Below are 24,496 nucleotides of genomic sequence, written 5' to 3' on the forward strand. Positions count from 1 at the left end.
TTCGGCAACGTCGTGCGGTGACTGGCGGCGCACTGGTCAACCGGTGTCCCGGCTTGGCGACATCGCGACCTTGATCGTTGGAACCACAGGAGTCGGCCATCGCTTGCTATCCGCCTTAGGTGCCGTGGGGAATTGGTCCGGGCGGAAGACACGTTACGTTAATGGCCGGTCTAATTGAGGCCCTTTAAACATTCTATTAATTCATTATCGAGCGAATTGATAATTCAGTATTGAACGAATTTTCGTTCCGCCCATAATTGTCTCGTCGGTGAATTGGTGCACCCCGGCAGGCCAGGGCTCCGGCGTTCCCTGCCCGGCAGGCGGGTAGCGGCCGCGGCAACGACGGCGAAGGTGACGCGGTTGTCACCAGGCGCTCGCACAACAAACACGGCAAACCGGGCCCGCGCTGCGTGTCGGCGCTCGTCTGGCGCGCAATCGGTGCATCGTAGAGCGGTTGGGCGGCAAATTACAGAAAGGAAGTCTTTTGACGGCGGCCGAGGCGAAAGATCCGGAGCCGGTGGTGGAGGGTGCCCCGGCTCACGATGGTGCGAAGGGCAAGCGCCGCCGCCGGCCGCGCTTCCGGGTGAGCATCCAGTCCAAGCTCATGGTGCTGTTGCTGCTGTCGAGCATCGTTTCGGTGGCCGCGATCGTGGCGGTCGGTTTTCACGCCGGCCGTAGTTCGCTCAGCGCTGCCGCGTACGGACGTCTGACCCAGCTACGCGAATCGCAGCTGCGTGCGGTGGAGACGCTGTTCTCCGACCTGACCAATTCGCTGGTCATCTACGCCCGCGGGCTGACCGTGATAGACGCGGTCGCGCAGTTCACCGCCGGATTCGACCAACTGGCGGACGCGACGATAAGCCCGGCGCAGCAAGAGTCGCTCGTCAACTACTACAACGACCAGCTCATCAAACCGGTCGAACACCTGACTGGAACCAAACTCGACCTCGAAGCGCTGCTGCCGACATCGCCGGCGCAGAAATACCTGCAGGCGTACTACACCGCGCCGTTCACGTCCGATCAGGATTCGATGCGGCTGGACGACGCCGGCGATGGCAGCGCGTGGTCGGCCGCCAACGCGGAATTCAACGGCTACTTTCGCGAGATCGTCACCCGATTCGATTACGACGATGCGGTTCTGCTTGATACCCGTGGCAACATCGTCTACAGCTTGAGCAAGGACCCCGATCTCGGCACCAACATACTGACCGGGCCGTATCGCGAATCCAACCTGCGTGATGCTTATCTCAGGGCGCTGGGCGCCAACGCCGTCGACTTCACCTGGATCACCGATTTCGAGCCGTATCAACCACAGCTGGACGCGCCGACGGCCTGGCTGGTGTCCCCGGTGCTGCAGGGCGGCAGAACCGAAGGTGTGTGCTGGCGCTACCGCTGCCCATCGCCAAGATCAACAAGATGATGACCGCCGACAAGAACTGGCAAGCGGCCGGGATGGGTACCGGGACCGAGACCTATCTTGCCGGGCCGGACAACCTCATGCGATCGGATTCGAGGTTGTTCCTGCAGGATCCCGAAGAATATCGCCGCCAGGCGGTGGCGGCCGGGACCTCACCGGAGGTGGTGAACCGGGCGATCCAACTCGGGAGCACGGTGTTGCTGCATCCGGTGGCGACCGCGGGTCTGCGTGAGGCGCAGCGGGGCCAGACCGGAACGGTCAGCGCGGTCGACTATACGGGTAACCGCGAGCTGGAAGCCTTTGCGCCGCTGAATATTCCCAACTCGGATCTGCATTGGTCGATCCTGGCGACCAACGACGATTCTGCGGCATTCGCCGCCGCGGCCGCATTCAGCAAGGCGCTGGTATTGGTGACCGTGGCGATGATCGTGATCATCTGTGTCTTCTCGATGTTGATCGCCCAACTGATGGTGCGGCCGATCAGACGCCTGGAGGCGGGCACCGAGAAGATCAGCGGCGGTGACTACGACGCCGCGATTCCGGTGAAGTCGCGTGACGAGATCGGCGATCTGACCGCCGCTTTCAATGAGATGAGCCGAAGCCTGAATATCAAGGAGGATCTGCTCAACGAGCAGCGCCGGGAAAACGATCGGCTGCTGCTGTCGATGATGCCCGAGCCGGTGGTGCAGCGGTATCGCGAGGGCGAGCAGACCATTGCCCAGGAACACCAGGACGTCACCGTGATCTTCGCTGACATCCTGGGCTTGGACGAGGTCTCCCGATCGCTGTCGGGCAACGAGTTGGTCGCCATCGTCGATGACCTGTTCCGCCAGTTCGACTCGGCGGCTGAATCCCTTGGGGTGGAACGGATCCGCACGCTACATAACGGCTATCTGGCCAGCTGCGGGGTCACCACGCCACGTTTGGACAACGTCGCCCGCACGGTCGCATTCGCGCTGGAGATGCAGCGCATCATCGAGCGGTTCAACCACCAAAGCGGCCACCAACTACGGCTGCGGGCCGGAATCAACACCGGCAACGTCATCAGCGGGCTGGTCGGTCGAACCAGCGTTGTCTACGACATGTGGGGTGCGGCGGTAAGCACCGCTTACCAAATGCATAGTGGGTCAACGCAACCCGGTATCTACGTCACCTCGCAGGTGTATGAGGCGATGCGAGACGAGCGGCAGTTCGCACCGGCAGGGACCATCTCGGTCGGCGGTGTGCAAGAGCAGATCTACCGGATGTCGGAGCAGTCATGAACGTCCTGGGCGCCTCGTGGTTCCACTGGGCCATCGGCATCGCGATCGGAGTGCCGGTTGGCCTGATCCTGCTCACCGAGCTGCACAATTCGCTGGCCCGCAGGAACAGCCACGTGGCCCGTCAGGTCACCCTGCTACGCAACTTCCTGCTCCCGCTCGGTGCGTTGCTGCTGTTCCTGGTCAAAGCCTCACAAGTGCCGGCAGGAGAAGGCACGGTACGAATCCTGACCACGGTGTTCGGCTTCCTGGTGCTGGTGTTGCTGCTCTCTGCGCTCAACGCGACGGTATTTGCCAGCGCGCCGCAGGACAGTTGGCGCAAGCGGTTGCCCACCATCTTTCTCGATGTGGCCCGGTTCGCGCTGATCGGTATCGGGCTGGCGATGATCCTGTCCTACGTCTGGGGGGTTCGGGTCGGAGGCATCTTCACCGCCTTGGGCGTGACGTCGGTCGTGATCGGCCTGATGCTGCAGAACTCCGTCGGCCAGATCGTGTCGGGCTTGTTCATGCTGTTCGAGCAGCCATTCCGGATCGACGACTGGTTGGACACGCCCACTGCGCGAGGGCGAGTGGTGGAGGTCAACTGGCGTGCCGTACACATCGAAACCGGAACCGGGCTGCGAATCACCCCAAACTCGGTGCTGGCGACGACGGCTTTCACCAACCTCAGTCGCCCGGGTGGTTCGCACAAGTGCAGCATCACAACCAAATTCGCGGCGGACGATGCGCCGGACAAGGTATGCGCGATGCTGACCAGGGTCGCCAGCGCATTGCCCAATCTCAAGAGCGGGGTGATGCCGGCCACGGTTGCCCTGGGCGGCGCCGAGTACCGCACCACCGTCCGGATCAAGTCTCCCGCCGAAGACGGTGCTGCCCAAGATACGTTTTTGCGGTGGGTCTGGTACGCCGCCCGTCGCGAGGGGCTTGCGCTGGACGGGGCCGGTGACAGCTACTCGACCCCCCAACGAGTCCAGGACGCGTTGCGCGCGGTGAGCCCGGAACTCAAGCTCAGTCTGCTCGATCAGCAGTCGCTGGCCCCATACGCCAAGGTGGTGCGCTACGGCACCGATGAAACCGTCCAGCAAGCCGGCGTTGTGCCCAAAGGCATGTCCTTCATCATCGCCGGCAGCGTCCGTCTGATGGTGACGCCGGCGGACGGTCCCGCCGTCGCGGTCGGCACCCTCGGTAAGGGCGCCTTCCTGGGGGTGACCGCGTTGACTCGGCAACCCAACCCGGGCGGTGCGGTGGCGCTGGAAGAGGTGACCGTGCTCGACATCGATCGCGAGTATCTCGAGCGCATCGTGATGAGCAAGCCGGCGCTGTTGCAGGAGCTGGGGCGACTGATCGACGAGCGGCAGATGAAGGTGCGGCAAGTAACCCAGCGCGAACGGGTCGCTTGACAGCAGCCGCGGTCGCGACGTGGGCCCATCGGCCGGCGAGACTTGAGATCAACTGCTGGCTCATGCGCGATCGCGTGTTTCGCGCAAACGCCGTTTTGTCTGCGTTTCCGCGTTAGTCTGCTGCGGGATCTGCCGGTCCCGCGGCCATAGGCGAAAGGAAGCCGGGTGACATCGGGGCAGCCAACGGAACCCGTCACAGCAGCCGCGTCCGGTCAGACCGGCAGAACCGACAGTCGAGGTCGTCGGTTGCTGCGATTTCTCCGGGTCGGCATTCAGGCCAAGTTGTTGGTGACGCTGCTGGTCTGCAGCATCCTTTCGGTCGCGGTGGTCGGGGTCATCGGCTACGTCAGCGGCCGCAACGCGTTGCAGCGCGTTGCCGTTGAGCGACTACTCCAGCTGCGGGAGGCCCAGAAGCGGCAGGTCGAGGCACTCTTCTCCGAGTTGACCAAGTCGGTGATGGTGTACAGCAACGGGATGAGCGCCAACGAAGCCACCGCGGCGTTCACCGACGGCTTCGCGCAATTGGCCAACGCGACCGTCGACCCGGTCCAGCAGCAGGCGATCGTCGACTACTACGTCAACGAGCTGATCAAGCCGATCGACCAGGCGACCGGACACGAACTCGATCTCGAGGCGGTGCTGCCGGCATCGCCCGCGCAGACGTACCTGCAGGCGTACTACACCGCACCGTTCAGTTCGTCGAGTGAGTCGATGCGCTTCAACAACGCCGGTGATGGCAGCGCATGGTCGGCGGCCAACGCCCGTTTCAACGACTTTTTCCGCGGCATCGTCACCCGATTCCAGTACCGCGACGCGTTGCTGCTCGACCTGCAAGGCAACGTCGTCTACTCGGTCAACAAGGGACCCGATCTGGGGACCAACCTCTTTACCGGCCCGTATCGCGAGACCAACCTGCGTACCGCGTATCAAAAGGCGCTGGCGTCCAATGAGATCGACTTCGTGTGGATCACAGACTTCCAGCGCTATCAGCCCGAAGTTGACGCCCCCACCGCGTGGCTGGTGTCGCCGGTCGGGGTGGACGGCAAGCTGCAGGGAGTGATGGCCCTGGCGTTGCCGCCCACCAACTTGAACCAGATCATGAACGCCAACGAGAAGTGGGAAGCCGTTGGCATGGGTCGATCGACCGAAACGTATCTGGCGGGCTCGGACAACCTGATGCGTTCGGACTCACGGCTTTTCCTGGAAAGCCCGGACGAATACCGCCGCGAGGCGCTGGCCGGCGGTACCCGAGAAGACGTCGTGAACAAGGCGATCCGGTTGGGGACCACGGTGCTGGTCCAACCGGTGCCCAGCGCGGGCTTGCGCGCTGCCCTGCGTGGACAGTCCGGCATCACCAAGGACACCGACTATCTGGGCAATCGAGAGTTGGAGGCCTACGCCCCACTGGACGTGCCCAATTCCGATCTGCGGTGGGCGATTCTGGCGACTCGAGACGACTGGGATGCCTACGAGCGATTGTCGTCGTTCGGCCGGACGGTGGTGTTGGCGGTCGCGGGCATCACCCTATTCATCTGCGTGGTGTCCATGGTGCTGGCCAAGCTGCTGGTGCGCCCGATCCGTCGGCTGGAGGCGGGCACCGAGAAGATCCGCTCCGGCGACTACGAGGTCACCGTGCCGGTCAAGTCGCGCGACGAACTTGGTGATCTCACTGCGGCTTTCAACGAGATGAGCAGCAATTTGAAAGTCAAGGATCAGCTGCTCACCGAGCAGCGCAGCCAAAACGAGCAGCTGCTGCTCGCACTGATGCCAGAACCGGTGGTGCAGCGCTACCGAGCGGGCGGCGAGGTCATCGCCGAAGAGCATCAGGATGTCACGGTCATCTTCGCCGAGCTCATCGGGCTCGAAGAGATCTCCGACGGGCTCTCTGGTGACGAATTGGTCGGTATCGTCGACGAGCTGTTCCGACAGTTCGATTCGGCGGCCCAATCCCTGGGCGTGGAACCGATTCGCACATTTCACAATGGCTACCTCGCCGCCTGCGGCGCCACCACGCCGCGACTGGACAACGTGCACCGGGGCATCGAGTTTGCCCTCGAGATCGAGCTCATCGTGAACAGGTTCGCCAACCAGTCACAGCATCCGCTGCGAGTGCGGGTCGGGGTCACCACCGGCAGAGTCGTCAGTGGTCTGGTGGGCCGATCGAACCTGGCCTACGACATGTGGGGCGGCGCGGTGCAGATGGCCTACCGAATGCTCGGCCACCTGTCGGATCCGGGCATCTACGTCAGCGCCCGGGTGCACGACGCGATGCGCGAAATATGGACGTTCACACCGGCCGGCGCCATCTCGGTCCGGGGATCACAGCAGCAGATCTGGCAAGTGTCGGAGCGGCGATGAGCGTGTTCGGCTCGGCTTGGTTCTACTGGGCCGTCGGAATCGCGGCGGCTCTGCCCGTGCTGGTCGTGATTCTCACCGAAGTCCAGCGGCTGTTGCGCCGCAGGCAAAGCGCGCTGGCCCGCCAAGTCGGCCTGCTGCGCAACTATGTGCTGCCGCTGGGCGCGCTGTTGCTGCTGCTGGTCAATGCGACGGGAGTGCCGGCCCACGACACCGCGGTGCGGCTGCTGGCCACCGTATTCGGCTTCCTGGTCTTGGTCCTGCTGTTGTCCGGGCTCAATGCCGCGGTCTTCTCCGGGGCCCCGCAGGGTTCGTGGCGCCGACGGCTACCGGTCATCTTCGTCGACGTCGCACGGTTCGTACTGATCGGCGCCGGACTGGCGGTGATCCTCTCGTTCGTCTGGGGCGTTCGAATCGGCGGCCTGTTCACCGCGCTGGGGGTGACATCGGTCGTCATCGGTCTGATGTTGCAGAACTCCGTCAGCCAGATTGTCTCCGGCCTGTTCATGCTGTTCGAGCAACCGTTCCAGATCGACGCCTGGCTCGATACGACCACCACGCGGGGACGAATCGTCGAGGTGAACTGGCGTGCAGTGCACATCGAGACCGGCAGCGGACTGCGAATCACCCCGAACTCGGTACTGGCCAGCACACCGTTCACCAACCTGAGCCGCCCGGCCGGCGCCTACCAGTTGGCGATACCGACCAAGTTTTCCGACGCGGACGCCCCCGGATCGGGTGTGCGCGCTGCTGTCCCGGGTTGCCGCCGCGCTGCCGCAGCTCGACGGCGGGTTCCTAGTTACCACCGAGCCGGTCGGCGGCACCGAATACTGCACCACCATCGGGCTGCGGTCGCCGGCCGAGGAGAGTGCCGCGCGCGCAACATTTCTGCGCTGGATTTGGTACGCCGCGCGGCGGGAGGGGCTGCACCTCAACGAGGCCGATGACGATTTCTCGACCACCGAACGCGTCCAGCCCGCGCTCAAGACGGTGGTGGCACCGGTGATGAGGCTCAGCGATACCGACCAGCAGGCGTTGTTGTCCAGCGCCAGGATCATTCGGTTCGCGGCCGGCGACACCATGGAGTACGCCGGACAGGTGCCGGCTGGGATGACGTTCTTGATCACCGGACGCGTGCGGCTGACCGCGACGGCCGAAGACGGGTCGGTCGTGCCGGTCACCACGTTGCATGAAGGCGGATTCCTGGGGCTCACGGCGTTGACCCGCCAACCCAACCTGGCCGGCGCACATGCGCTCGACGAGGTCACCGCGCTCGAGGTCGACCGCGAGCACCTCGAACATCTGGTGATGCGTGAAACCACTGCTGCTGCAGGATTTTGGTCACATCCTCGAGGAGCGGCAAAGCAAGGTGCGACGGGTGGGCGGCCTCAATTAGCCCCCCGAGCCGCCCGGCCGGCCCCGCGCGGCCGGGCGGCCACCCGAACGGGCCGTCTTACTCGTCCGGCTAACGCCCGTTACCCTGGGGTAATGACTCTGCAAGCAGCACCCAGGAGTGCAGCGGCCCAGCAGCGCGAGCCGGACTTGCGCCAAGAGGTGCATGACGCCGCGCGCCGGGCGCGGGTCGCCGCTCGACTGTTGGCCGTGGTGCCGACCGGGGTCAAAGACCGCGCGCTGCATGCGGCCGCCGATGCGATATTGGCCCACGTCGACCGGATTCTGTCGGCCAACGCCGAAGACCTCGACGCGGCACGGGCTGCCGATACCCCCGCCGCGATGCTCGACCGGCTGGCCCTCAACCCGCAACGGGTCGATGGGATCGCCGCGGGCCTGCGTCAGGTCGCGGGCCTGCCCGACCCGGTTGGCGAAGTGCTGCGCGGCTACACCTTGCCCAACGGTCTGCAGCTGCGCCAGCAGCGTGTCCCGCTCGGGGTGGTCGGCATGATCTACGAGGGGCGTCCGAACGTCACCGTGGATGCTTTCGGACTCACCCTCAAGTCGGGTAACGCGGCATTGCTGCGCGGCAGTTCGTCGGCGGCGCGGTCCAACGAAGCCCTGGTCAATGTGTTGCGGTCGGCCCTCGACAGCGAGCAGCTGCCCGCCGACGCGGTCCAGCTGCTCTCCAGCGCCGACCGGTCCACGGTCACCCATCTCATCCAGGCCCGCGGCCTGGTCGACGTGGCGATTCCGCGTGGCGGTGCGGGTCTGATCGACGCGGTGGTGCGTGATGCGCAGGTTCCCACCATCGAGACCGGCGTCGGCAACTGCCATGTCTACGTGCATGAAGCCGCCGACCTCGACGTCGCCGAACGAATCCTGCTCAACTCCAAGACCCGCCGACCCAGCGTCTGTAACGCGGCCGAGACGCTGTTGGTCGACGCGGCGATCGCCGAGCATGCCATGCCCCGGCTGATTGGCGCTCTGCAGGACGCCGGTGTCACCGTGCATCTCGATGCGGATGAGCAGGACCTGCGTCGTGAATACCTGGCGATGGAGATCGCGGTGGCGGTGGCGGACGGTGTGGACGGTGCCATCGCCCACATCAACGAGTACGGCACCGGTCACACCGAGGCCATCGTGACCACTAACCTTGCTGCGGCCCAACGGTTTACCGAGCGGATTGATGCCGCTGCGGTGATGGTCAACGCATCGACGGCCTTCACCGACGGTGAGCAGTTCGGCTTCGGCGCCGAGATCGGTATCTCGACTCAGAAGCTGCACGCCCGCGGTCCGATGGGCCTGCCGGAACTGACCTCGACCAAGTGGATCGTGTGGGGTGAGGGTCACACGCGTCCGGCCTGACGGCCCCCGTTAGGACCTGTAAGGAGAACCATTGTGAGCGTGCCAGCACGGTCCGTACCGCTGTTCGCCGACATCGCCGATGTCTCACGCAGGTTGGCGCAGACCGGCTATCTGCCGGACACCGCCACCGCGACCGCGGTCTTTCTCGCCGACCGGCTCGGCAAGCCGCTGCTGGTAGAAGGCCCCGCCGGGGTGGGCAAGACCGAACTGGCCCGCGCCGTCGCGCAAGCCACCGGCTCCGGGCTGGTCCGGCTGCAGTGCTACGAGGGCGTGGACGAGGCCCGCGCGTTGTACGAGTGGAACCACGCCAAACAGATCCTGCGCATCCAGTCCGGCTCGGGTGACTGGGAGGCGACAAAGGATGACGTCTTCAGCGAGGAATTCTTGCTGCAGCGCCCGCTGCTGACCGCTATTCGGCGCACCGAACCGACGGTGCTGCTGATCGATGAAACCGACAAGGCCGACATCGAGATTGAAGGCCTGCTGCTGGAGGTGCTGTCCGACTTTGCGGTCACCGTCCCCGAGCTGGGCACGCTGACCGCAACCCGGGCGCCGTTCGTGCTGCTGACCTCCAACGCCACCCGAGAGCTGTCCGAGGCGCTCAAGCGGCGCTGCCTATTCCTGCACATCGACTTCCCGACTCCCGAAATGGAACGCCGCATTCTGTTGTCGCGGGTTCCCGAGCTGCCCGAGCACATCGCGGAGGAGCTGGTGCGCATCATCGGGGTCCTGCGCGGGATGCAGCTCAAGAAGCTGCCGTCGATTGCCGAGACCATCGACTGGGGCCGCACCGTGCTGGCGCTGGGGCTGGACACCATCGACGATGCGGTCGTTGCTGCCACCCTCGGTGTGGTGCTCAAACATCAGTCCGATCAGCAACGTGCAACCGGGGAACTCCGGTTGAACTGAGGGGATTGCGCTGATGGCCACTCGCCGTATCCGACCTAGCTACCCGCTCGCCCCGCACGGGTTGCCCGGCCATCTGGTTGGTTTCGTGGAAGCGCTTCGCGGCAGCGGAATTTCGGTGGGCCCCTCGGAGACGGTGGACGCCGGCCGAGTGATGGCGGCCCTTGGGTTCGAGGATCGTGAGGTGCTACGCGAGGGCATCGCTTGCGCGGTGCTGCGCCGGCCCGACCACCGCGACACCTACGACGCCATGTTCGACCTGTGGTTCCCGGCCGCCCTGGGCGCGCGGGCGGTCATCACCGAGGAGCAAGCCGGGCAGTCCGAGGGCTTGCCGCCCGACGACGTCGAGGCGATGCGGCAGATGCTGCTGGATTTGCTCACCGACAACCCGGATCTGGCCGACATGGACCAGCGGCTGGTGGGGATGATCGCGCTGATCGTGGAGACCTACGGCAAGTACAACTCCAGCCGGGGGCCGTCGTTCTCGTCGTATCAGGCGCTCAAGGCGATGGCGCTGGACGAACTCGAGGGCAAGCTGTTGGCCGGCCTGCTTGCCCCCTATGGTGACGAGCTCACCCCCACCCAAGAGCAGATCGCTAAAGCGATTGCAGCGCAGAGGGTTTCTCAGCTCCGCAAGATGGTCGACGCGGAGACCAAGCGGCGCACCGCCGAGCAGCTCGGGCGTGACCACGTCCAGATGTACGGCATTCCGCAGCTTTCCGAAAATGTCGAGTTCCTGCGAGCCTCCGGTGAGCAACTGCGTCAGATGCGCCGGGTGGTTGCCCCACTGGCGCGCACGCTGGCGACCCGGTTGGCGGCTCGGCGGCGCCGCGCTCGGGCGGGTTCCATCGATCTGCGCAAGACGCTGCGCAAATCGATGTCCACCGGTGGGGTGCCGATCGACGTGGTGTTGCGCAAGCCGCGCCCGGCGCGCCCGGAACTGGTTGTGCTGTGCGACGTCTCCGGTTCGGTGGCGGGGTTCAGTCACTTCACGTTGCTGTTGGTACATGCTCTACGCCAACAGTTTTCGCGGGTGCGGGTCTTTGCGTTCATCGACACCACCGACGAAGTGACGCACATGTTCGGGCCGGATGCTGACTTGGCTGTGGCGATCCAGCGGATCACCAGGGAGGCCGGGGTTTACAGCCGAGACGGCCATTCCGACTACGGCAACGCGTTTGTCTCTTTCATGCAGGGTTTCCCCAACGTGCTGTCCCCCCGCAGCTCGCTTCTGGTGCTCGGTGACGGTCGCACCAACTACCGGAATCCGGCCACCGACGTGCTGGCCGACATGGTGACCGCGAGTAGGCACGCGCACTGGCTCAACCCCGAGCCCCAACACCTGTGGGGCAGCGGAGACTCGGCGGTGCCGCGCTATCAGGAGGTCATCGCGATGCACGAATGCAGATCGGCAAAGCAGCTGGCCACCGTGATCGACGAACTACTGCCGGTGTGACCGGGGCACTTCAGTGCGTCTTGCGAAAGACCAGCCAGCGCAGCTCGATCGGGCTCATCTCGCGGGCCACCGGAAACACGTCGAGGCCGCTGACCCAGTCGGCGTACCAGCTGGTGGGAGGCCAGGCGTCGGCCGGCAGATGCGCCTTCTCGTAGTCGTACACGGAGTCGTCGGCGATGAGTTCGACGGGTAGTCCGGCCGCCGCAACCGATAGCTCGTGCCGGGTGAAAATGGTCGTGTAGGCCTGTTGGCCGAACTCGCGCGCCGCCTGGTCCGGCGTGTAGCCGCCGCAGGCCAGGAAGGCGTTGAAGACCAAGCGCGCACCGGGAGCAAGGCATTGCGCGGCTAGTTCGAAGAGCTCGCGCAACTGCTGGGTGGTCCGAAAGTCCGACACCACCTCCGAGAGCACGATCAGCTGATAATCGCGCCGCAGGTCCGCAATGGTCGTGAAGACGTCGCGCACGATGACGCGTACGTCGAGGCCCTCCTTCTCGGCGTCGGCCCGGATCATCTCGGCGAATTTCGGCGTCAGTTCCACGACGTCGACCGGATGCCCCCGTCGCGCCAGGGCAAGGGCATTGCGCCCGGTCCCCGCACCGATCTCGAGCACCCGATGCGTGCTGGGATCGGCCGCCTCGTTAGCCAGCGCCCACACCCGAGCGTCGGGTTCGGTACCGAACAGCGGGGCCTTGCGGGTGTCGATCCAGTTTTCGTAGGCGGCCTCCACGGTCCACCAGCGCGCATTGACCTCGTAGTTCAGCGTGGGGCCGACGGGCGCGTTGAACGAGATGATGATGCTGGAACGGGGCGAGGCCGAGTAGGCCTGAGCCAACTGGCCTTCGAGCACCGAACGCAGATGGGCAAGCTCCTCCTCGGAGAACTTTCGTCCCACATCGGCGAACATGCCATCGCACATCTTCACGTACTCGTCGATCATGGCCGGCACCGCCGGCAGCGTGATCTTGCCGGTGACCTCCGATCGGCTATAAAACCGCCGGGTCATCGAATTTTTCAGCGACTGCTGGGAGTCCACGGAGCCCAGCGGCATGTTTTCCACAGACCCCTTTTACCTGACCGGGCGGCTCGATGCGGCGCCATTGCTCAAAGGCTCATGATTCGCAAAACGCGAAGCGGCTCCCGCAGGTCCGGGCTGGGCCAGGCGGACCAGCGGCCCAGTGCCTGTCGTTTGCTCCGTCCGGGCCGGTTCCCGCACGATCTGAGCGGCGCCGTGCGCTCAAGTAAGCTGGCAAACCGTGCAAAAGCACCGTCGCAGGCTAGGTGTCATGGGTGGGACTTTCGATCCCATCCATTACGGTCACCTGGTCGCCGCCAGTGAGGTAGCCGACCGCTACGAACTCGACGAGGTCGTGTTCGTGCCCAGCGGACAGCCGTGGCAGAAGGGACGGCGTGTTTCGCCTGCCGAAGACCGCTATCTGATGACGGTCATCGCGACGGCTTCCAACCCCCGCTTTTCGGTCAGCCGGGTCGACATCGACCGGGGCGGTCCTACCTACACCAAGGACACGCTGCGGGATCTGCATGCCCTCAACCCGGCTGCGGAGCTGTACTTCATCACCGGCGCCGACGCCCTGGCCTCGATCATGTCCTGGCAGGGCTGGGAGCAGATGTTTGAGTCGGCGCGGTTTGTCGGAGTGAGTCGGCCGGGCTACGAACTGCGCCACGACCATGTCACCGCCGCGCTGGACGGGCTCGCCGAGGACGCCTTGTCCCTGGTGGAGATCCCGGCGCTGGCGATCTCATCGACGGATTGCCGTCGGCGCGCCGCGCATGGTCGCCCCCTGTGGTACCTGATGCCCGACGGCGTCGTGCAGTATGTCTCAAAGCGCAGGCTCTACCGCACGCCACCGGACTCGGGGGGCGGGGAGACCCTGGACACCACGACCATTCTGCCCGCGGGGAACAACACATGAGCGCTACTCAGGAAGCCATCGACATGGCGACGGTGGCTGCCGGCGCCGCGTCGGCCAAACTGGCCGACGACGTGCTGGTCATCGACGTGTCCGGCCAGCTGGTCATCACCGACTGCTTCGTGATTGCTTCGGCGTCCAACGAGCGCCAGGTCAACGCCATCGTCGACGAGGTCGAGGAGAAGATGCGCCGAGCCGGCTATAAGTTGGCGCGCCGCGAGGGGGCCCGCGAGGGCCGCTGGACGTTGTTGGACTATCGCGACATCGTGGTCCACGTCCAGCATCAGGATGACCGCAGTTTTTACGCACTCGACCGGTTGTGGGCCGACTGCCCGGTGGTGGCGGTGGACTTGGCGGAGGGCTCCGATGACCCGGCGGAGGCGCCATGACCGTGCGCCGGCTGGTGATGCTGCGGCATGGGCAGACCGACTACAACCTGGGTAGCCGGATGCAGGGGCAACTGGACACCGATCTAAGCGACCTGGGCCGCGCCCAGGCCGTGGCCGCCGCAGAGGTGCTGGGCAAACTGCAGCCGCTGCTGATCGTCTCGTCGGATCTGCGGCGCGCGTACGACACCGCAACCAGGCTGGGGGAGCGCACCGGCCAGCAGGTGCGGGTGGACCCCCGGCTGCGTGAGACCCACTTCGGTGATTGGCAGGGATTGACCCACACCCAGATTGACGCCGAGGCGCCAGGCGCCCGGCTGGCATGGCGCGAAAATGCCGAGTGGGCTCCGCACGGCGGGGAAAGCAGAATCGACGTGGCCGCGCGCAGCGTGCCGTTGGTCACCGAGCTGGTCTCCGCCGAGCCGGAATGGGGTGGCCCCACCCAGGCGGACCGCCCGGTGGTGCTCGTCGCACATGGCGGTCTGATCGCCGCGTTGTCGGCCGCGCTGCTGAGGCTGCCGGTTTCCAATTGGCCCGCGTTGGGGGGCATGGGCAACGCCAGCTGGGTGCAGCTGTCCGGCCATTCCGACGCTGCCGGCAGCGATTTCGACGCGATCCGGTGGCGTCTGGACGTGTGGAACGCTTCGGCGCAGGTCGCCAACGATGTCCTCTGAGCGCGGGGCAAGCCCCAGCCAACGGCCCCTGCTGCTGGTTTTCGCCGACTCGCTGTCCTACTACGGTCCGACCGGCGGACTGCCCGCCGACGATCCCCGCATCTGGCCGAATATCGTTGCAGCACAACTGGGGTGGGATCTGGAACTGATCGGGCGGATCGGCTGGACATGCCGCGACGTCTGGTGGGCGGCCACCCAGGATCCGCGGTCGTGGGCGGCGCTACCCCGAGCCGGCGCGGTGATCTTTGCCACCAGCGGGATGGACTCACTGCCCTCGGTGTTGCCGACGGCGCTGCGCGAGCTCATTCGCTATGTGCGTCCACCGTGGTTGCGACGGTGGGTGCGCGATGGGTACGCCTGGGTGCAGCCACGGCTGTCACCGGTGGCTCGCTCGGCCCTGCCGGCGGATCTGAGCGCTGAATACCTCGAACAGACGCGTAGCGCAATCGATTTCAACCGCCCGGGCATTCCCGTTGTGGCGTCCCTACCGTCAGTGCACATCGCCGAGACCTACGGCAAGGCGCATCACGGCCGCCCCGGCACCGTGTCCGCGATAACACGATGGGCGCAGCGCCACGATGTCCCGCTGGTAGATCTCAAAGCCGCAGTTGCCGAAGAGATCATGAGCGGGTGCGGCAACCCGGACGGAATCCACTGGAACTTCGAGGCTCACCAGGGGGTCGCGGAGCTGATGCTCAAGGCGCTGGCCGAAGCCGGGGTGCCCAGCGAGAAGCCGCGCAGCTAAACCATGGCCGTTGTGGTGGTCACGGATACATCGGCGCGCCTGCCCGCCGATATCCGAGAACGGTGGGCGATACGCGAGGTCCCGCTGCATATCCTGCTCGACGGCGTCGACCTGCGTGACGGTGTGGATGAGGTCCCCGACGATATTCACAAGTGTCATGCCACCACTGCCGCGGCCACCCCGGCCGAGCTGCGTGCCGCCTATCGCGCAGCGCTGGCCGATAGTGCCGGTGATGGGGTAGTGGCGGTGCATATTTCGGCGGGACTGTCGGGAACCTACCGCGCCGCCAAACTGGCCGCGGCGGATCTGGGGCCCGAGGTGCGCGTCATCGACTCGAAGTCGGCCGCGATGGGAACCGGGTTCGTCGCGCTCGCGGCGGCACGGGCCGCTGCGGCCGGAGAAGATCTCGAATCCGTTGGGCGCGCTGCCGATGCCACCGTGAGCCGGACGCACGCGTTCGTCGTCGTCCACCGGCTGGACAACTTGCGCCGCAGCGGACGAATCGGCGGCGCCAAGGCATGGCTGGGCACCGCCTTGGCCCTCAAGCCGCTGTTGCGGGTTGAGGACGGAAAACTCGTGCTAGCCCAACGGGTTCGCACCGTCAAGCATGCAATGGCGGCGCTGGTCGACCGAGTATGTGAAGTGGTCGGGCGCGAACCGGCGCTCTTGGCCGTGCATCATGTCGCCAATGTGGAGGGCGCCAACAGCGTCGCGGTGGAACTGGGCCGCCGCCTTCCGGCATGTGAGCCGGCGCTGGTGACCCCACTGGGGCCGGTGCTGGCGTTGCACGTCGGCGCCGAAGCGGTCGCGGTTTGCGTGCAAGTCGGCGCTGCTTCGCTGCGGGGGTAGCCCAAACACCGAGTTGTTCGGACAGGGCGCGGTTTTCAGTGGGTTGGCGCCGCGACCCTGGGCCGGGCATTGTCGCCGCGCGGGTGCACAACCTGCGGCCACCAGAACCAGCGGCCCAGCAACGTCGCGATCGATGGCATCAGCAGGGTGCGCACGATCAGCGTGTCCAGCAGTAGGCCGATGCACACCGTGGACCCGAACTGTCCGAGCACCCGCAGATCGCTGCCCAGCATGGACGCCATGGTGAAGGCGAAAACCAGACCTGCGGCGGTCACCACCCCACCGGTTCCGGCCATGGACCGGATGATCCCGGTCTTGAGTCCGGCGTGGATTTCTTCGCGGAACCGCGAGACCAGCAACAGGTTGTAGTCCGAACCGACGGCCAGCAGGATGATGACCGACAGCGCGGCCACGATCCAGTGGATCTTGATGCCGAACAAATCCTGCCAAATGAGCACGGACAGACCGAATGACGCGGCGATCGAGCTGGCTGCGGTGCCGACGATCACCAGGGCGGCGACTACGCTTCGGGTGAGCAGCAACATGATCAAGAAGATCAGTGTCAGCGCAGATACCACCGCGATCATCAGGTCGTACTTTTCGCCGTCGGCCATGTCTTTGAAGGTGGCGGCGGTTCCGCCCAGATAGACCTTGGCATCCGAGAGCGACGATTGCTTCAGGCCCTCCTGCGCCGCTGTGCGTTCCGCGTCGACCCGCGAAATCCCCTCCGGGGTCATCGGATCGCCCTGGTGGGTAATGAAAAACCGGGCCGATTTTCCGTCCGGAGACAAGAACATCCGAAGCCCCGTCTGGAAGTCCGGGTTGTCGAAGGCTTCCGGGGGCAGGTAAAAGAAGTCATCGTTCTTGGAAGCGTCGAAACTCTGGCCCATGACGATAGCGGTGTTGCTGAGTTCGTCCATCTGGTCGAGCATCGCCGAGAACGTGGACTGCATGGTCAGCGTCAGCGCTTTGGTCGTCTTCATGGTGGCGATCATCGGCGGAATCAAAGTCAGCATCTGTGACGTGAGACCGGCCGTGTGCTGTATGTCTTCGGTGAGTTCGGAGAACTTCTCGGAAAGCTTGTCGATCCCGTCCAGAGAGTCGAACAGCGATCTGAACGACCAGCAGATCGGAACGTCGAAACAGTGTTTTTCCCAGTAGAAGTAGGACCGCATCGGTCGCCAGAAGTCATCGAACTCGGCGAGGTGGTCTCGCAGCTCGTCGGTGATGGTCGAGGTTTCGGCGGTGACGCGCGCCATGTCGGTCGTGGTGGTGTCGAGCTCGCGCATGACGGCGTACATGCGTTCTGTGGTGTCGATCAGGACCTGCATCTCGTCGGCCATCTTGGTCATGTCGGCCATTCGCTCTCTCAGGAAGGCCATGTTCTGCATCATCGTCTGGCTTTGCATGCTGTTCTGAAACGGTATGGAGCTGTGCTGGATCGGGATACCCAGCGGCCTGGTGATGTCCTGGATCATGGCGATGCCCACGGTGCGGATGACGTTCTTGGCCACTTTGTCCAGGACAAGCATGTCCGCCGGGTTTCGCATGTCGTGTTCGGCCTCGACCATCAACATGTCGGGGTTCATCCGGGCGTGCGAAAAGTGCCGGTCGGCAGCGGCCTCGCCGAGATTGGACGGCGCCGAGGCCGGTAGGTAGTAGCGGTCGTTGTAGCTGGTCTTGAAACCGGGCAGGGCGACCATGCCGACCAGAACGATCGCGCCGCTCAGCGCCAGAATCGGTGCGGGCCAACGTACCACCGCGGTGCCGACCCGCCGCCACAGCCGGCCTCTATTGGCGGCCCGCTTGGATTCGAATAGGTGGAATCGGCTGCCCACGAATACCACTGCGGGACCCAGTGTCAGCCCGGCCAACACGACGACCAACATCCCGATTGCCACGGGTGCGCCCATCGTGTTGAACCAGGGCAGCCGCGCGAAACTCAGGCAGTAGGTGGCACCGGCGATGGTCAGGCCGGATCCCAAGACCACCGGGGCCACCCCACGAAAGGTTGTGTAGTAGGCGTCTTCTCGGTCCTCGCCCGCTTGGCGCGCCTCTTGGTAGCGGCCGACCAGAAAGATCCCGTAGTCGGTCCCGGCGGCGATCGCCAGCATCGTCAGAATGTTCGCGGCAAACGTGGTGAGTCCGAATACGTTGTGGTAGCCCAATACCGCCACCACTCCCCGCGAGGAGGCCAACGCGATTCCGGTCATGAACAGCTGGATCACGGTGGTGACGATGGAGCGGTAGACCAGCAGCAACATCACCGCGATGGCGCCCAGGGTGAACATCGTGATTTTGGCCAAGCTGGCGTTGCCGATCAGGTTCATGTCGTCGCTGAGCGCGGCGGGCCCGGTGACATATGCCTTGACCCCGGCGGGTTCGTGCGTCCGGTTGATGACGTCACGCACGGCTTCGACCGATTCATTGGCCAGGGTCGTGCCCTGGTTTCCGGCCAGGTTCACCATCACGTAGGCGCTTTTTCCATCGGCGCTTTGGGCCCCCGCGGCGGTCAGCCGGTCGCCCCAGAAATCCTGGATGTGCTGTATGTGTTCGGGGTCCTGGCGCAGCTGGCGAATTAGGCTGTCGTAGTACTGGTGCGCATCATCGCCGAGCTTGTGCTGGCCCTCCAGGACGATCATGACCGTGCTGTTGGAGTCGAATTCCCGGAAGTTGTGTCCCAGCCGCATCATCGCCTTCATCGACGGCGCGTCCATCGGGGTCATCGGCGCGGAATGTTGTTCGCTGACCACCTCGAGCGACGGGACGACCACGTTGACCAGGACCGTCAGCAGCACCCAGCCCAGGATGATCGGCACGGCAAGGATCCGGATGGTGTGCGGAATGACCGGGCGGTGGCCGCGCTCGCGGTTGGGTGCGCCGCCGGTGGCCGCGCCGATTTCGATCGGGCCGGTGTCCTCGGTGCTGATACTGGCGCCGCTGTTGGACTCGCTCATGCCGATTTCACTAAGCAAAAGGTCTGCGGATTGACCCCGGCGGCCGACTTCTCTTCCCGCACCACACCATCCACGGTGATACGGCAGCCGATCTGACTACCGTCGCCTTGAGCCATAATGTTTGCGCTCACCGAGGGCAGCGTCGTCGAGATAGTGAACGACCACGGCAGGGGGGCCGCGTTTACCTGGTGTGTGTTGGCGTCGGCGTCCCAAAAGTTGATGTTGGCGGTGGATCCGGCGGGGCCGGAGATTTCATAGATGACGACCTTGGGGTTGAACTGCACGATGTCGATCCCGGCGCCGGCGTTGGCGTTGAGGTCCTCAGAACCGAATATCTTGTGCAGGCGTGACACCACCAAGCCCGAGATGGCCAGTACCACCACCATCAGCAAGGGGATCCACGCTCGTTTGAGCACGCTGGTAACAGGAATCGTAGGCACCCGACCGCCCCTCCGCTCGCCGATGCAGCTCGCCGTGGCCTGCTGGGCAAGCAAGCTTCCGGCGTAGGCAAGAAAATATTTGCTTGGCTAAGCAGTCTAACTCTTAGTGCACGACTTCGTTCCAGGCGCCGGCGGGCGGGGGTGATCGCTTCGGATCGGCATGGCCGACCGCCACAATGGGCGCTTTTAAACTTGCTTGATCGACGCATCGAGGCGCCGCTCATCGGCAGTTATTGATCTGACTTTCGCCGGGGGACCGCTCTCGGCAGTGTTGTTCAGCCGTTCGAGTCACGTGCGCTGCGGGCGCGAATCGCTGTCCTGCGCCACCGGCAGGAACGCAAACAGCACCTGCCCGCCAAAGTAAAGAATCCAGTTCAGCGCATACAGGTCGAACCCAGGAACATTCGAGTCCTGGCCCGAGGGCAGCCAGGTGAAAAATAGGTACAGGTCTGAGACGGGGATGAGCAATCCGCCAATCAGTACCGATAGCGCCAGCAAGCTGAATCGGTCGGCCCAGAAATACCAGATGCTGAAACTGATCAGCGCCGTGTAGATGATCAGATTGAAGAGGAAGCTGCCCACCTCGAGGAAGTGATGGCCCTGCACCGAGTTCCGGATGTGCAGGACCCAAGTCGCCGTGTTGGCCGCCGCAACCACGGCGACGATAAGCCAGCGAGCCCGATATGCGAAGCCGCCGTACGAGCGCAGCCTGGGCGCGGCAAACTTGTACAGCACAATGGCATATAGGCCGTAGGCGATGCCGAAAAGAATCACCGCGGCCGACAGTTTGCGGCTGATCGGCTCGATGCCGGAGATCGCGCTATTGACCACATCTCCGACCGTGGCGAATGCCATCCCCACGATCAAAACCAGGGAATACTTCGCCACTTCTGGCGAAAGCTGTCGCTGATATGCGAGCCGCACCGCCAGGACGAAGAGCATCAGTCCGATATGCCACAGGTGGTAGAGGACCGTGGGTGGGCGGGCAGGGCTCCGGCGTTAACGCCGGAGCCCTGGGTGGGCGGGAGATCCCGCCGGTCCACAAGACCTCCAAAGTGATGCTGATGGCAATGACACTGAGCAGGGCCCTGGCGTAGGCAGCCATTGTCAGAGGGCCGCCCGCCCGGTGATCGGCGGCAGATCGGCAAGCGTCACGATCCCCGGTTTGGCGGCCACCACCGCCGGAACCGCATTGGTGACCGGCATCGCGGTGTAGATCATGCCCAGGCCCATGAAACCGGGCTCCGTCCAGTCCTTCGGCGGCAGACAGTGCAGCACCGTGCGCATGTTGGGCAACCCGAACACCTGGATGACATGTCCGTGCTCGAGTGGCTTGGGCGGAACCACATGATTGCCCATCGTCCAGTTGAATCCGACGCTGACGACGTTGCGATCACCGACCCAGCCGCGGTGGTAGCCGTATACGCTGCCGACAGTGCCCGCGGGGATCTTCATGAACCCCAAATCGGTGTCCGCGGTGGCCGCGGTGAAGGTGACGTCGAAGGTCATCTTGTCCAACGTTGCGCCGATCGCGTCGGCCATCATCGCCGCCGATTCGGCGAAGACCTCGCTTTCGGCCCGCACGCTCTCGGCCAGGCCGGGGGTGTCGGGATGCTGGGAGAACCCCATCGCCGTCTGGGTGGCCGCCGATTCGTAGGTCGAGCAGTCGACGGATTCGGTGATCCGGATTTCGTCGACTCGCTCGCACGAGCCGCTGAGCACCATGCCGACCATGTTGGTCATCCCCGGATGTGCGCCGCTGCCGAAGATCGTCGCGCCGCCGCGTTCGCAGGCGGCCAGGATGCGTTCCCGGTCCCGCGGTGTCTGCTTGCCCCCGGTGATCCAGGCGGCGCTGGTGCACACATTCACGCCCGACTCGAGCAATCCCACCAGCTCATCGATGTTGGGCCACAACGGGTTATAGCAACACGCGTCGGCGCCCAGCGCGAGCAGCGCGCCGATGTCGCTGGTCGCCCGCACCCCGGTGGGGTCCGGCCAGCCCGCCAGCTCGGCGGCGTCGACACCAACCTTGTCCGGGCCGTGTGCGTACACCCCCACCAGTTCCAGGTCGGGTCGCCCGATGATGGCGTGCAGCGACCGCCGCCCGATATTTCCGGTGGTCCACTGGATAACCCGAAGCGGGCGTTCTGTGCTCATCGAAGGCTCCTTTGCCGTTGCGATTGGACCCATTATGTTCACCGAGCTTTGGTGGGCTCGGACTGCCTCCCGGGCGGAGCCGGTAAATGGGATGCGGGCCGGCGCCGCCGTGTGCCAGAGTCGGAGCCCGTGACTGCAGTACTGCCCGCATCGGTGACGTTGACCACTCCGGCCGAGGACGACTGGGCCGGGATGTACCTTTTGGCCGCGGCAAGTTTCACTGATTTCATCGGTGCGGAGTCGGCCGACGCCTGGCGGGGGCTGATACCTGCCGATGGGGCGGTGGTGGCCCGTCACGGCCGTGATGTCGTCGGGATGGCGCTGTTCATTGATCTGCAGCTGACGGTGCCCGGCGGCAACGTGCTTTCCACCGCCGGCATGAGCTTTGTCGCCGTCGCGCCAACGCACCGCCGGCGCGGGCTGCTGCGCGCGATGTGCGGTGAACTGGACCGGCGGATGGCCGATTCCGGGTATGCCGTGGCTGCGCTCCATGCCAGCGAGGGCGGCATCTACGGCCGATTCGGCTACGGCCCGGCGACGATTCTGCAGGAGCTGACCGTCGACAGACGCTTCGCCCGACTGCATGCCGGGGTGCCCGACGGAGGGCCGGTCAGGTTGGTCAGCCCCGCGCGCCATCGCGCTGAGTTCGAAGCGATCTACGAGCGCTGGCGCCAACGCGTACCAGGCGGCCTAGTGCGCCCGCCGGTGTTCTGGGACCAGCTGATGGCCGAATGCAAAGCCTCGCCCGGGGGCGAGCGCGAATCGTTTGCGCTGCTGCATGCCGACGGCTACGCGCTCTACCGGGCGGACAGATCCGACCCCAAGCTGACCCGCGTCGACGAGCTGCGCGCTGTGACCCCGGAAGCGCGGGCAGCCCTGTGGCGAACACTGCTCGGGCTGGACTCGATGGAGCGGGTCAGCATCGTCAGCCATCCGGCTGAGCCGATGCCGTTCCTGCTCACCAACACCCGACTGGCTCGCACGACCTGGCGGCAAGACGGCCTGTGGCTGCGCATCATGGACGTTGTGCCCGCCCTCGAGGCCCGCGCCTATTTCGGCGACCTCACCACGGTGATCGCCATCACCGGTGGTGGCCGGTTCGTGCTGCAGATCCGTGACGGACGCGCGGCCTGCACCCCGACCGACGCACCGGCGGATGTCGAGATGGATCGCGACGTGCTGGGCAGTCTCTACCTGGGTGCCCACCGCGCGTCCACACTGGCCGCGGCCAACCGGTTGCAGGCCAAAGATGTTGGCGTGATTGCCCGGCTCGATGCGGCGTTTTCCAGCGAGGTCCCCGCCGAGACGGCTTTCGAGTTCTAGGTTCCGCCGCGCTGCCCGGTGGCCGCGCGGCATCGCCGCTGCCACCCACCGGACGCGGACCGTTGGGGTTGTGCACGGGCCCCGCCAGCGGCAACGTCTGGGGTCCTTTGGTGCTGCCGGCCCGCCCCGCGCCCGGTCGTCATAGCGGCATCCGGGTGCGGGGCGGGAGACGGCCTCGCCGCGGGCTGACCCCAGCTGGAGTTAGCCGTGTGCGCTGGCTCCCTAGGCGGTTGCGCCCGCGAGCAGCCCGACGCCGTCCGGGCAAAGAGCCGCCGCCTGGGCCGGCGATCCGCCGTACTGCAGCCACAGCGGCAGGACACTGTTGAGGCGTTGCATGAACTTGGCCATTCCCACCCGGTGCTCGCCGAATCCCAGCGGATCGGTCCGGTACTCGGGGAATGCAATGCCGATCCCGAACAGCCCGGGCGCGAGAATCCCGTTGGCGCCGTCGTGCTCCAGCGGTCCCCACTGCGGGGTCAGGGGAAGGTGCCTGCGTTCGAACCCGACGGTGTAGACGGCCTGGTCGCATTCGCGAAGCAGTCTGGCGAATTCCGGGCTGTCGACCAAACACCTGTGCAGCCGTTCGGGATGCCGTCCGTCGATGTTCTCCCGCGCCCACCGAGCCGCGTCGCCTTTGAGGCCGGTGTCGTCGAAGAGGGTCCAATCCTGGAAGGGGACAGCGTATCTGTGCGGGCTGCGGTAGAAGTTGATCACCTTGTGCACGGGATGCTCGAGCAGGTTCGGCAATGCGATCATCGTCGAGTGGGACGAGCCGAATACGGCAACGGTTGCCCCGTCCAGTTGTTGCTGCGCCAGCTTCTCAGGGTTGAGGGCAACTTCGACCGGTATCTCTTTCAGCTCGGGGTAGGTCAGCTTCTTGGGTGTCGAGCCAACCGCCAGAATCACGTTCTTGGAAGAGATTTCACCGTCGAGTGTGGTGATCTGCCAGTGTTGGTTGCGCAGTGAGAGCTCGGTTGCGGTGCTTTGAAATGCTGCCACCTTGGCCCGCAGGTGCTCGGTGACCCAACGCAGCGGCCCGGCGACTACGCCTAGTTGGCAGGTGTGCTGGGGGTCGATGTCGTGCAGGTCGAAATGCGGTGCCGCGGCGAAGCCGAACGCGGGTGAGGCGTTGAAGTAGTCCAGGAACAGCGATACTTGGGTGTTACTCGGGACGGCACCCCACTTTTCGCCCAGGTCTCCTGCCGCGAACTGCGGATCTATCCAAGCGATTTCATTGGGCCGCACGCCGTGGTCGAGCAGTCTGCCAACACTGGCGATCCCTGCGGGTCCGGCTCCGATGACGGTCCACGTGTAGTGAGTCATGTCTCCTCTTGAGGCTTGTTCGCATACGTTTGTCGGTTTGTTTCGTCTTGCCGGCGCACGTTGACGCGCCGACATTTCTAGTATTTCGGCGGCAGCCGCGCGTGGGCAGAGGGCACTTCTTTGAGTGGTTACAACCAATGGTTGTGACCACGGGCGGGTGT

The 24,496-nt window shown here is 65.0% G+C and carries 17 protein-coding genes and 2 pseudogenes; 13 read left to right on the plus strand and 6 right to left on the minus strand.

Annotation, left to right across the window (positions count from 1 at the left end; translation table 11 throughout):
* Positions 1-484: 484 nt before the first annotated feature.
* The 7 genes and pseudogenes from MMSP_RS11455 (at position 485) to MMSP_RS11485 (ending at position 11,553) form a co-directional block, all read left to right on the plus strand.
* A pseudogene (locus MMSP_RS11455) lies at positions 485-2,679 on the plus strand (adenylate/guanylate cyclase domain-containing protein).
* On the plus strand, positions 2,676-4,076 hold the full coding sequence (locus MMSP_RS11460) for a mechanosensitive ion channel domain-containing protein (protein ID WP_020786737.1): 1,401 nt from the start codon (positions 2,676-2,678) through the stop codon (positions 4,074-4,076). Before MMSP_RS11455 ends, MMSP_RS11460 begins: the two are co-directional and overlap by 4 nt.
* A gap of 165 nt (positions 4,077-4,241) precedes the next feature.
* Positions 4,242-6,434: an adenylate/guanylate cyclase domain-containing protein gene (locus MMSP_RS11465; protein ID WP_012395364.1), complete on the plus strand. Its 2,193-nt coding sequence runs from the start codon at positions 4,242-4,244 to the stop codon at positions 6,432-6,434.
* Positions 6,431-7,827 (plus strand): annotated as a pseudogene (locus tag MMSP_RS11470) (mechanosensitive ion channel domain-containing protein). Before MMSP_RS11465 ends, MMSP_RS11470 begins: the two are co-directional and overlap by 4 nt.
* Positions 7,828-7,919: 92 nt before the next feature.
* The gene (locus MMSP_RS11475; protein WP_036426439.1) at positions 7,920-9,191 is read left to right on the plus strand and encodes a glutamate-5-semialdehyde dehydrogenase; all 1,272 of its coding nucleotides are present in this window, start codon (positions 7,920-7,922) and stop codon (positions 9,189-9,191) included.
* 33 nt (positions 9,192-9,224) lie between these two features.
* A complete protein-coding gene (locus MMSP_RS11480; RefSeq protein ID WP_011741427.1) occupies positions 9,225-10,100 on the plus strand; it encodes a MoxR family ATPase in 876 nt (291 codons plus the stop codon).
* Between the two features lie 13 nt (positions 10,101-10,113).
* On the plus strand, positions 10,114-11,553 hold the full coding sequence (locus tag MMSP_RS11485) for a VWA domain-containing protein (protein WP_036426440.1): 1,440 nt from the start codon (positions 10,114-10,116) through the stop codon (positions 11,551-11,553).
* Positions 11,554-11,563: 10 nt separating this feature from the next.
* Here MMSP_RS11485 and MMSP_RS11490 read toward each other — a convergent pair whose 3' ends face one another.
* Entirely contained in the window at positions 11,564-12,601 is a 1,038-nt protein-coding gene (locus tag MMSP_RS11490; protein ID WP_223161078.1) for a bifunctional 2-polyprenyl-6-hydroxyphenol methylase/3-demethylubiquinol 3-O-methyltransferase UbiG, read from the minus strand.
* Positions 12,602-12,806: 205 nt separating this feature from the next.
* Between MMSP_RS11490 and nadD the strand changes: the two genes are divergently transcribed.
* From nadD to MMSP_RS11515, 5 genes are read left to right on the plus strand one after another with little or no spacing between them, the layout of a single operon-like run.
* Positions 12,807-13,484, plus strand: coding sequence for a nicotinate-nucleotide adenylyltransferase (nadD, locus tag MMSP_RS11495; protein ID WP_081435735.1), 678 nt, complete (start codon positions 12,807-12,809; stop codon positions 13,482-13,484).
* On the plus strand, positions 13,481-13,870 hold the full coding sequence (gene rsfS, locus MMSP_RS11500) for a ribosome silencing factor (RefSeq protein WP_012395357.1): 390 nt from the start codon (positions 13,481-13,483) through the stop codon (positions 13,868-13,870). The genes nadD and rsfS overlap by 4 nt, the downstream gene beginning before the upstream one ends.
* Positions 13,867-14,541 carry a glucosyl-3-phosphoglycerate phosphatase gene (gene gpgP, locus MMSP_RS11505; RefSeq protein ID WP_015356523.1) on the plus strand — a complete coding sequence of 225 codons (675 nt, stop codon included), beginning with the start codon at positions 13,867-13,869 and terminating at the stop codon, positions 14,539-14,541. Before rsfS ends, gpgP begins: the two co-directional genes overlap by 4 nt.
* Positions 14,531-15,286 (plus strand): diglucosylglycerate octanoyltransferase, encoded by a 756-nt coding sequence (gene octT / locus MMSP_RS11510; protein WP_020786742.1) that lies wholly within the window; start codon positions 14,531-14,533, stop codon positions 15,284-15,286. Before gpgP ends, octT begins: the two co-directional genes overlap by 11 nt.
* A 3-nt stretch (positions 15,287-15,289) precedes the next feature.
* Positions 15,290-16,135 (plus strand): DegV family protein, encoded by an 846-nt coding sequence (locus MMSP_RS11515; RefSeq protein ID WP_020725968.1) that lies wholly within the window; start codon positions 15,290-15,292, stop codon positions 16,133-16,135.
* Positions 16,136-16,170: 35 nt separating this feature from the next.
* On the opposite strand, the gene MMSP_RS11520 is transcribed toward MMSP_RS11515, so the two are convergent.
* The 4 genes from MMSP_RS11520 to MMSP_RS11535 all read right to left on the minus strand — a co-directional run bounded on the left by MMSP_RS11520 (position 16,171) and on the right by MMSP_RS11535 (position 21,689).
* Positions 16,171-19,092 (minus strand): RND family transporter, encoded by a 2,922-nt coding sequence (locus MMSP_RS11520; protein WP_020786743.1) that lies wholly within the window; start codon positions 19,090-19,092, stop codon positions 16,171-16,173.
* On the minus strand, positions 19,089-19,478 hold the full coding sequence (locus MMSP_RS11525) for an MmpS family transport accessory protein (RefSeq protein ID WP_020725966.1): 390 nt from the start codon (positions 19,476-19,478) through the stop codon (positions 19,089-19,091). Before MMSP_RS11525 ends, MMSP_RS11520 begins: the two co-directional genes overlap by 4 nt.
* Positions 19,479-19,820: 342 nt before the next feature.
* Complete coding sequence (locus tag MMSP_RS11530; RefSeq protein WP_020786744.1) at positions 19,821-20,474, minus strand: hypothetical protein; 654 nt, start codon at positions 20,472-20,474, stop codon at positions 19,821-19,823.
* A gap of 165 nt (positions 20,475-20,639) precedes the next feature.
* Positions 20,640-21,689 (minus strand): dihydrodipicolinate reductase, encoded by a 1,050-nt coding sequence (locus MMSP_RS11535; protein WP_036426441.1) that lies wholly within the window; start codon positions 21,687-21,689, stop codon positions 20,640-20,642.
* Between the two features lie 129 nt (positions 21,690-21,818).
* Between MMSP_RS11535 and MMSP_RS11540 the strand changes: the two genes are divergently transcribed.
* The gene (locus tag MMSP_RS11540; protein ID WP_020786746.1) at positions 21,819-23,012 is read left to right on the plus strand and encodes an enhanced intracellular survival protein Eis; all 1,194 of its coding nucleotides are present in this window, start codon (positions 21,819-21,821) and stop codon (positions 23,010-23,012) included.
* Positions 23,013-23,234: 222 nt separating this feature from the next.
* Here MMSP_RS11540 and MMSP_RS11545 read toward each other — a convergent pair whose 3' ends face one another.
* Positions 23,235-24,335, minus strand: coding sequence for a hypothetical protein (locus MMSP_RS11545; protein WP_020725964.1), 1,101 nt, complete (start codon positions 24,333-24,335; stop codon positions 23,235-23,237).
* Between the last annotated feature and the right edge of the window lie 161 nt (positions 24,336-24,496).

It is taken from the genome of Mycobacterium sp. 012931 (genome assembly GCF_000419295.1).
Classification (GTDB): domain Bacteria; phylum Actinomycetota; class Actinomycetes; order Mycobacteriales; family Mycobacteriaceae; genus Mycobacterium; species Mycobacterium marinum.

Bases quoted from the DNA above. Each gene is read 5' to 3' on its own strand.
- gpgP (WP_015356523.1), top strand. From the start codon at position 13,867: ATGACCGTGCGCCGGCTGGTGATGCTGCGGCATGGGCAGACCGACTAC.
- MMSP_RS11530 (WP_020786744.1), bottom strand. From the start codon at position 20,474: ATGCTCTTCGTCCTGGCGGTGCGGCTCGCATATCAGCGACAGCTTTCG.
- MMSP_RS11515 (WP_020725968.1), top strand. From the start codon at position 15,290: ATGGCCGTTGTGGTGGTCACGGATACATCGGCGCGCCTGCCCGCCGAT.
- MMSP_RS11490 (WP_223161078.1), bottom strand. From the start codon at position 12,601: ATGCCGCTGGGCTCCGTGGACTCCCAGCAGTCGCTGAAAAATTCGATG.
- MMSP_RS11520 (WP_020786743.1), bottom strand. From the start codon at position 19,092: ATGAGCGAGTCCAACAGCGGCGCCAGTATCAGCACCGAGGACACCGGC.
- octT (WP_020786742.1), top strand. From the start codon at position 14,531: ATGTCCTCTGAGCGCGGGGCAAGCCCCAGCCAACGGCCCCTGCTGCTG.
- MMSP_RS11535 (WP_036426441.1), bottom strand. From the start codon at position 21,689: ATGAGCACAGAACGCCCGCTTCGGGTTATCCAGTGGACCACCGGAAAT.
- MMSP_RS11545 (WP_020725964.1), bottom strand. From the start codon at position 24,335: ATGACTCACTACACGTGGACCGTCATCGGAGCCGGACCCGCAGGGATC.
- rsfS (WP_012395357.1), top strand. From the start codon at position 13,481: ATGAGCGCTACTCAGGAAGCCATCGACATGGCGACGGTGGCTGCCGGC.
- MMSP_RS11460 (WP_020786737.1), top strand. From the start codon at position 2,676: ATGAACGTCCTGGGCGCCTCGTGGTTCCACTGGGCCATCGGCATCGCG.
- MMSP_RS11525 (WP_020725966.1), bottom strand. From the start codon at position 19,478: ATGGTGGTGGTACTGGCCATCTCGGGCTTGGTGGTGTCACGCCTGCAC.
- MMSP_RS11475 (WP_036426439.1), top strand. From the start codon at position 7,920: ATGACTCTGCAAGCAGCACCCAGGAGTGCAGCGGCCCAGCAGCGCGAG.
- MMSP_RS11485 (WP_036426440.1), top strand. From the start codon at position 10,114: ATGGCCACTCGCCGTATCCGACCTAGCTACCCGCTCGCCCCGCACGGG.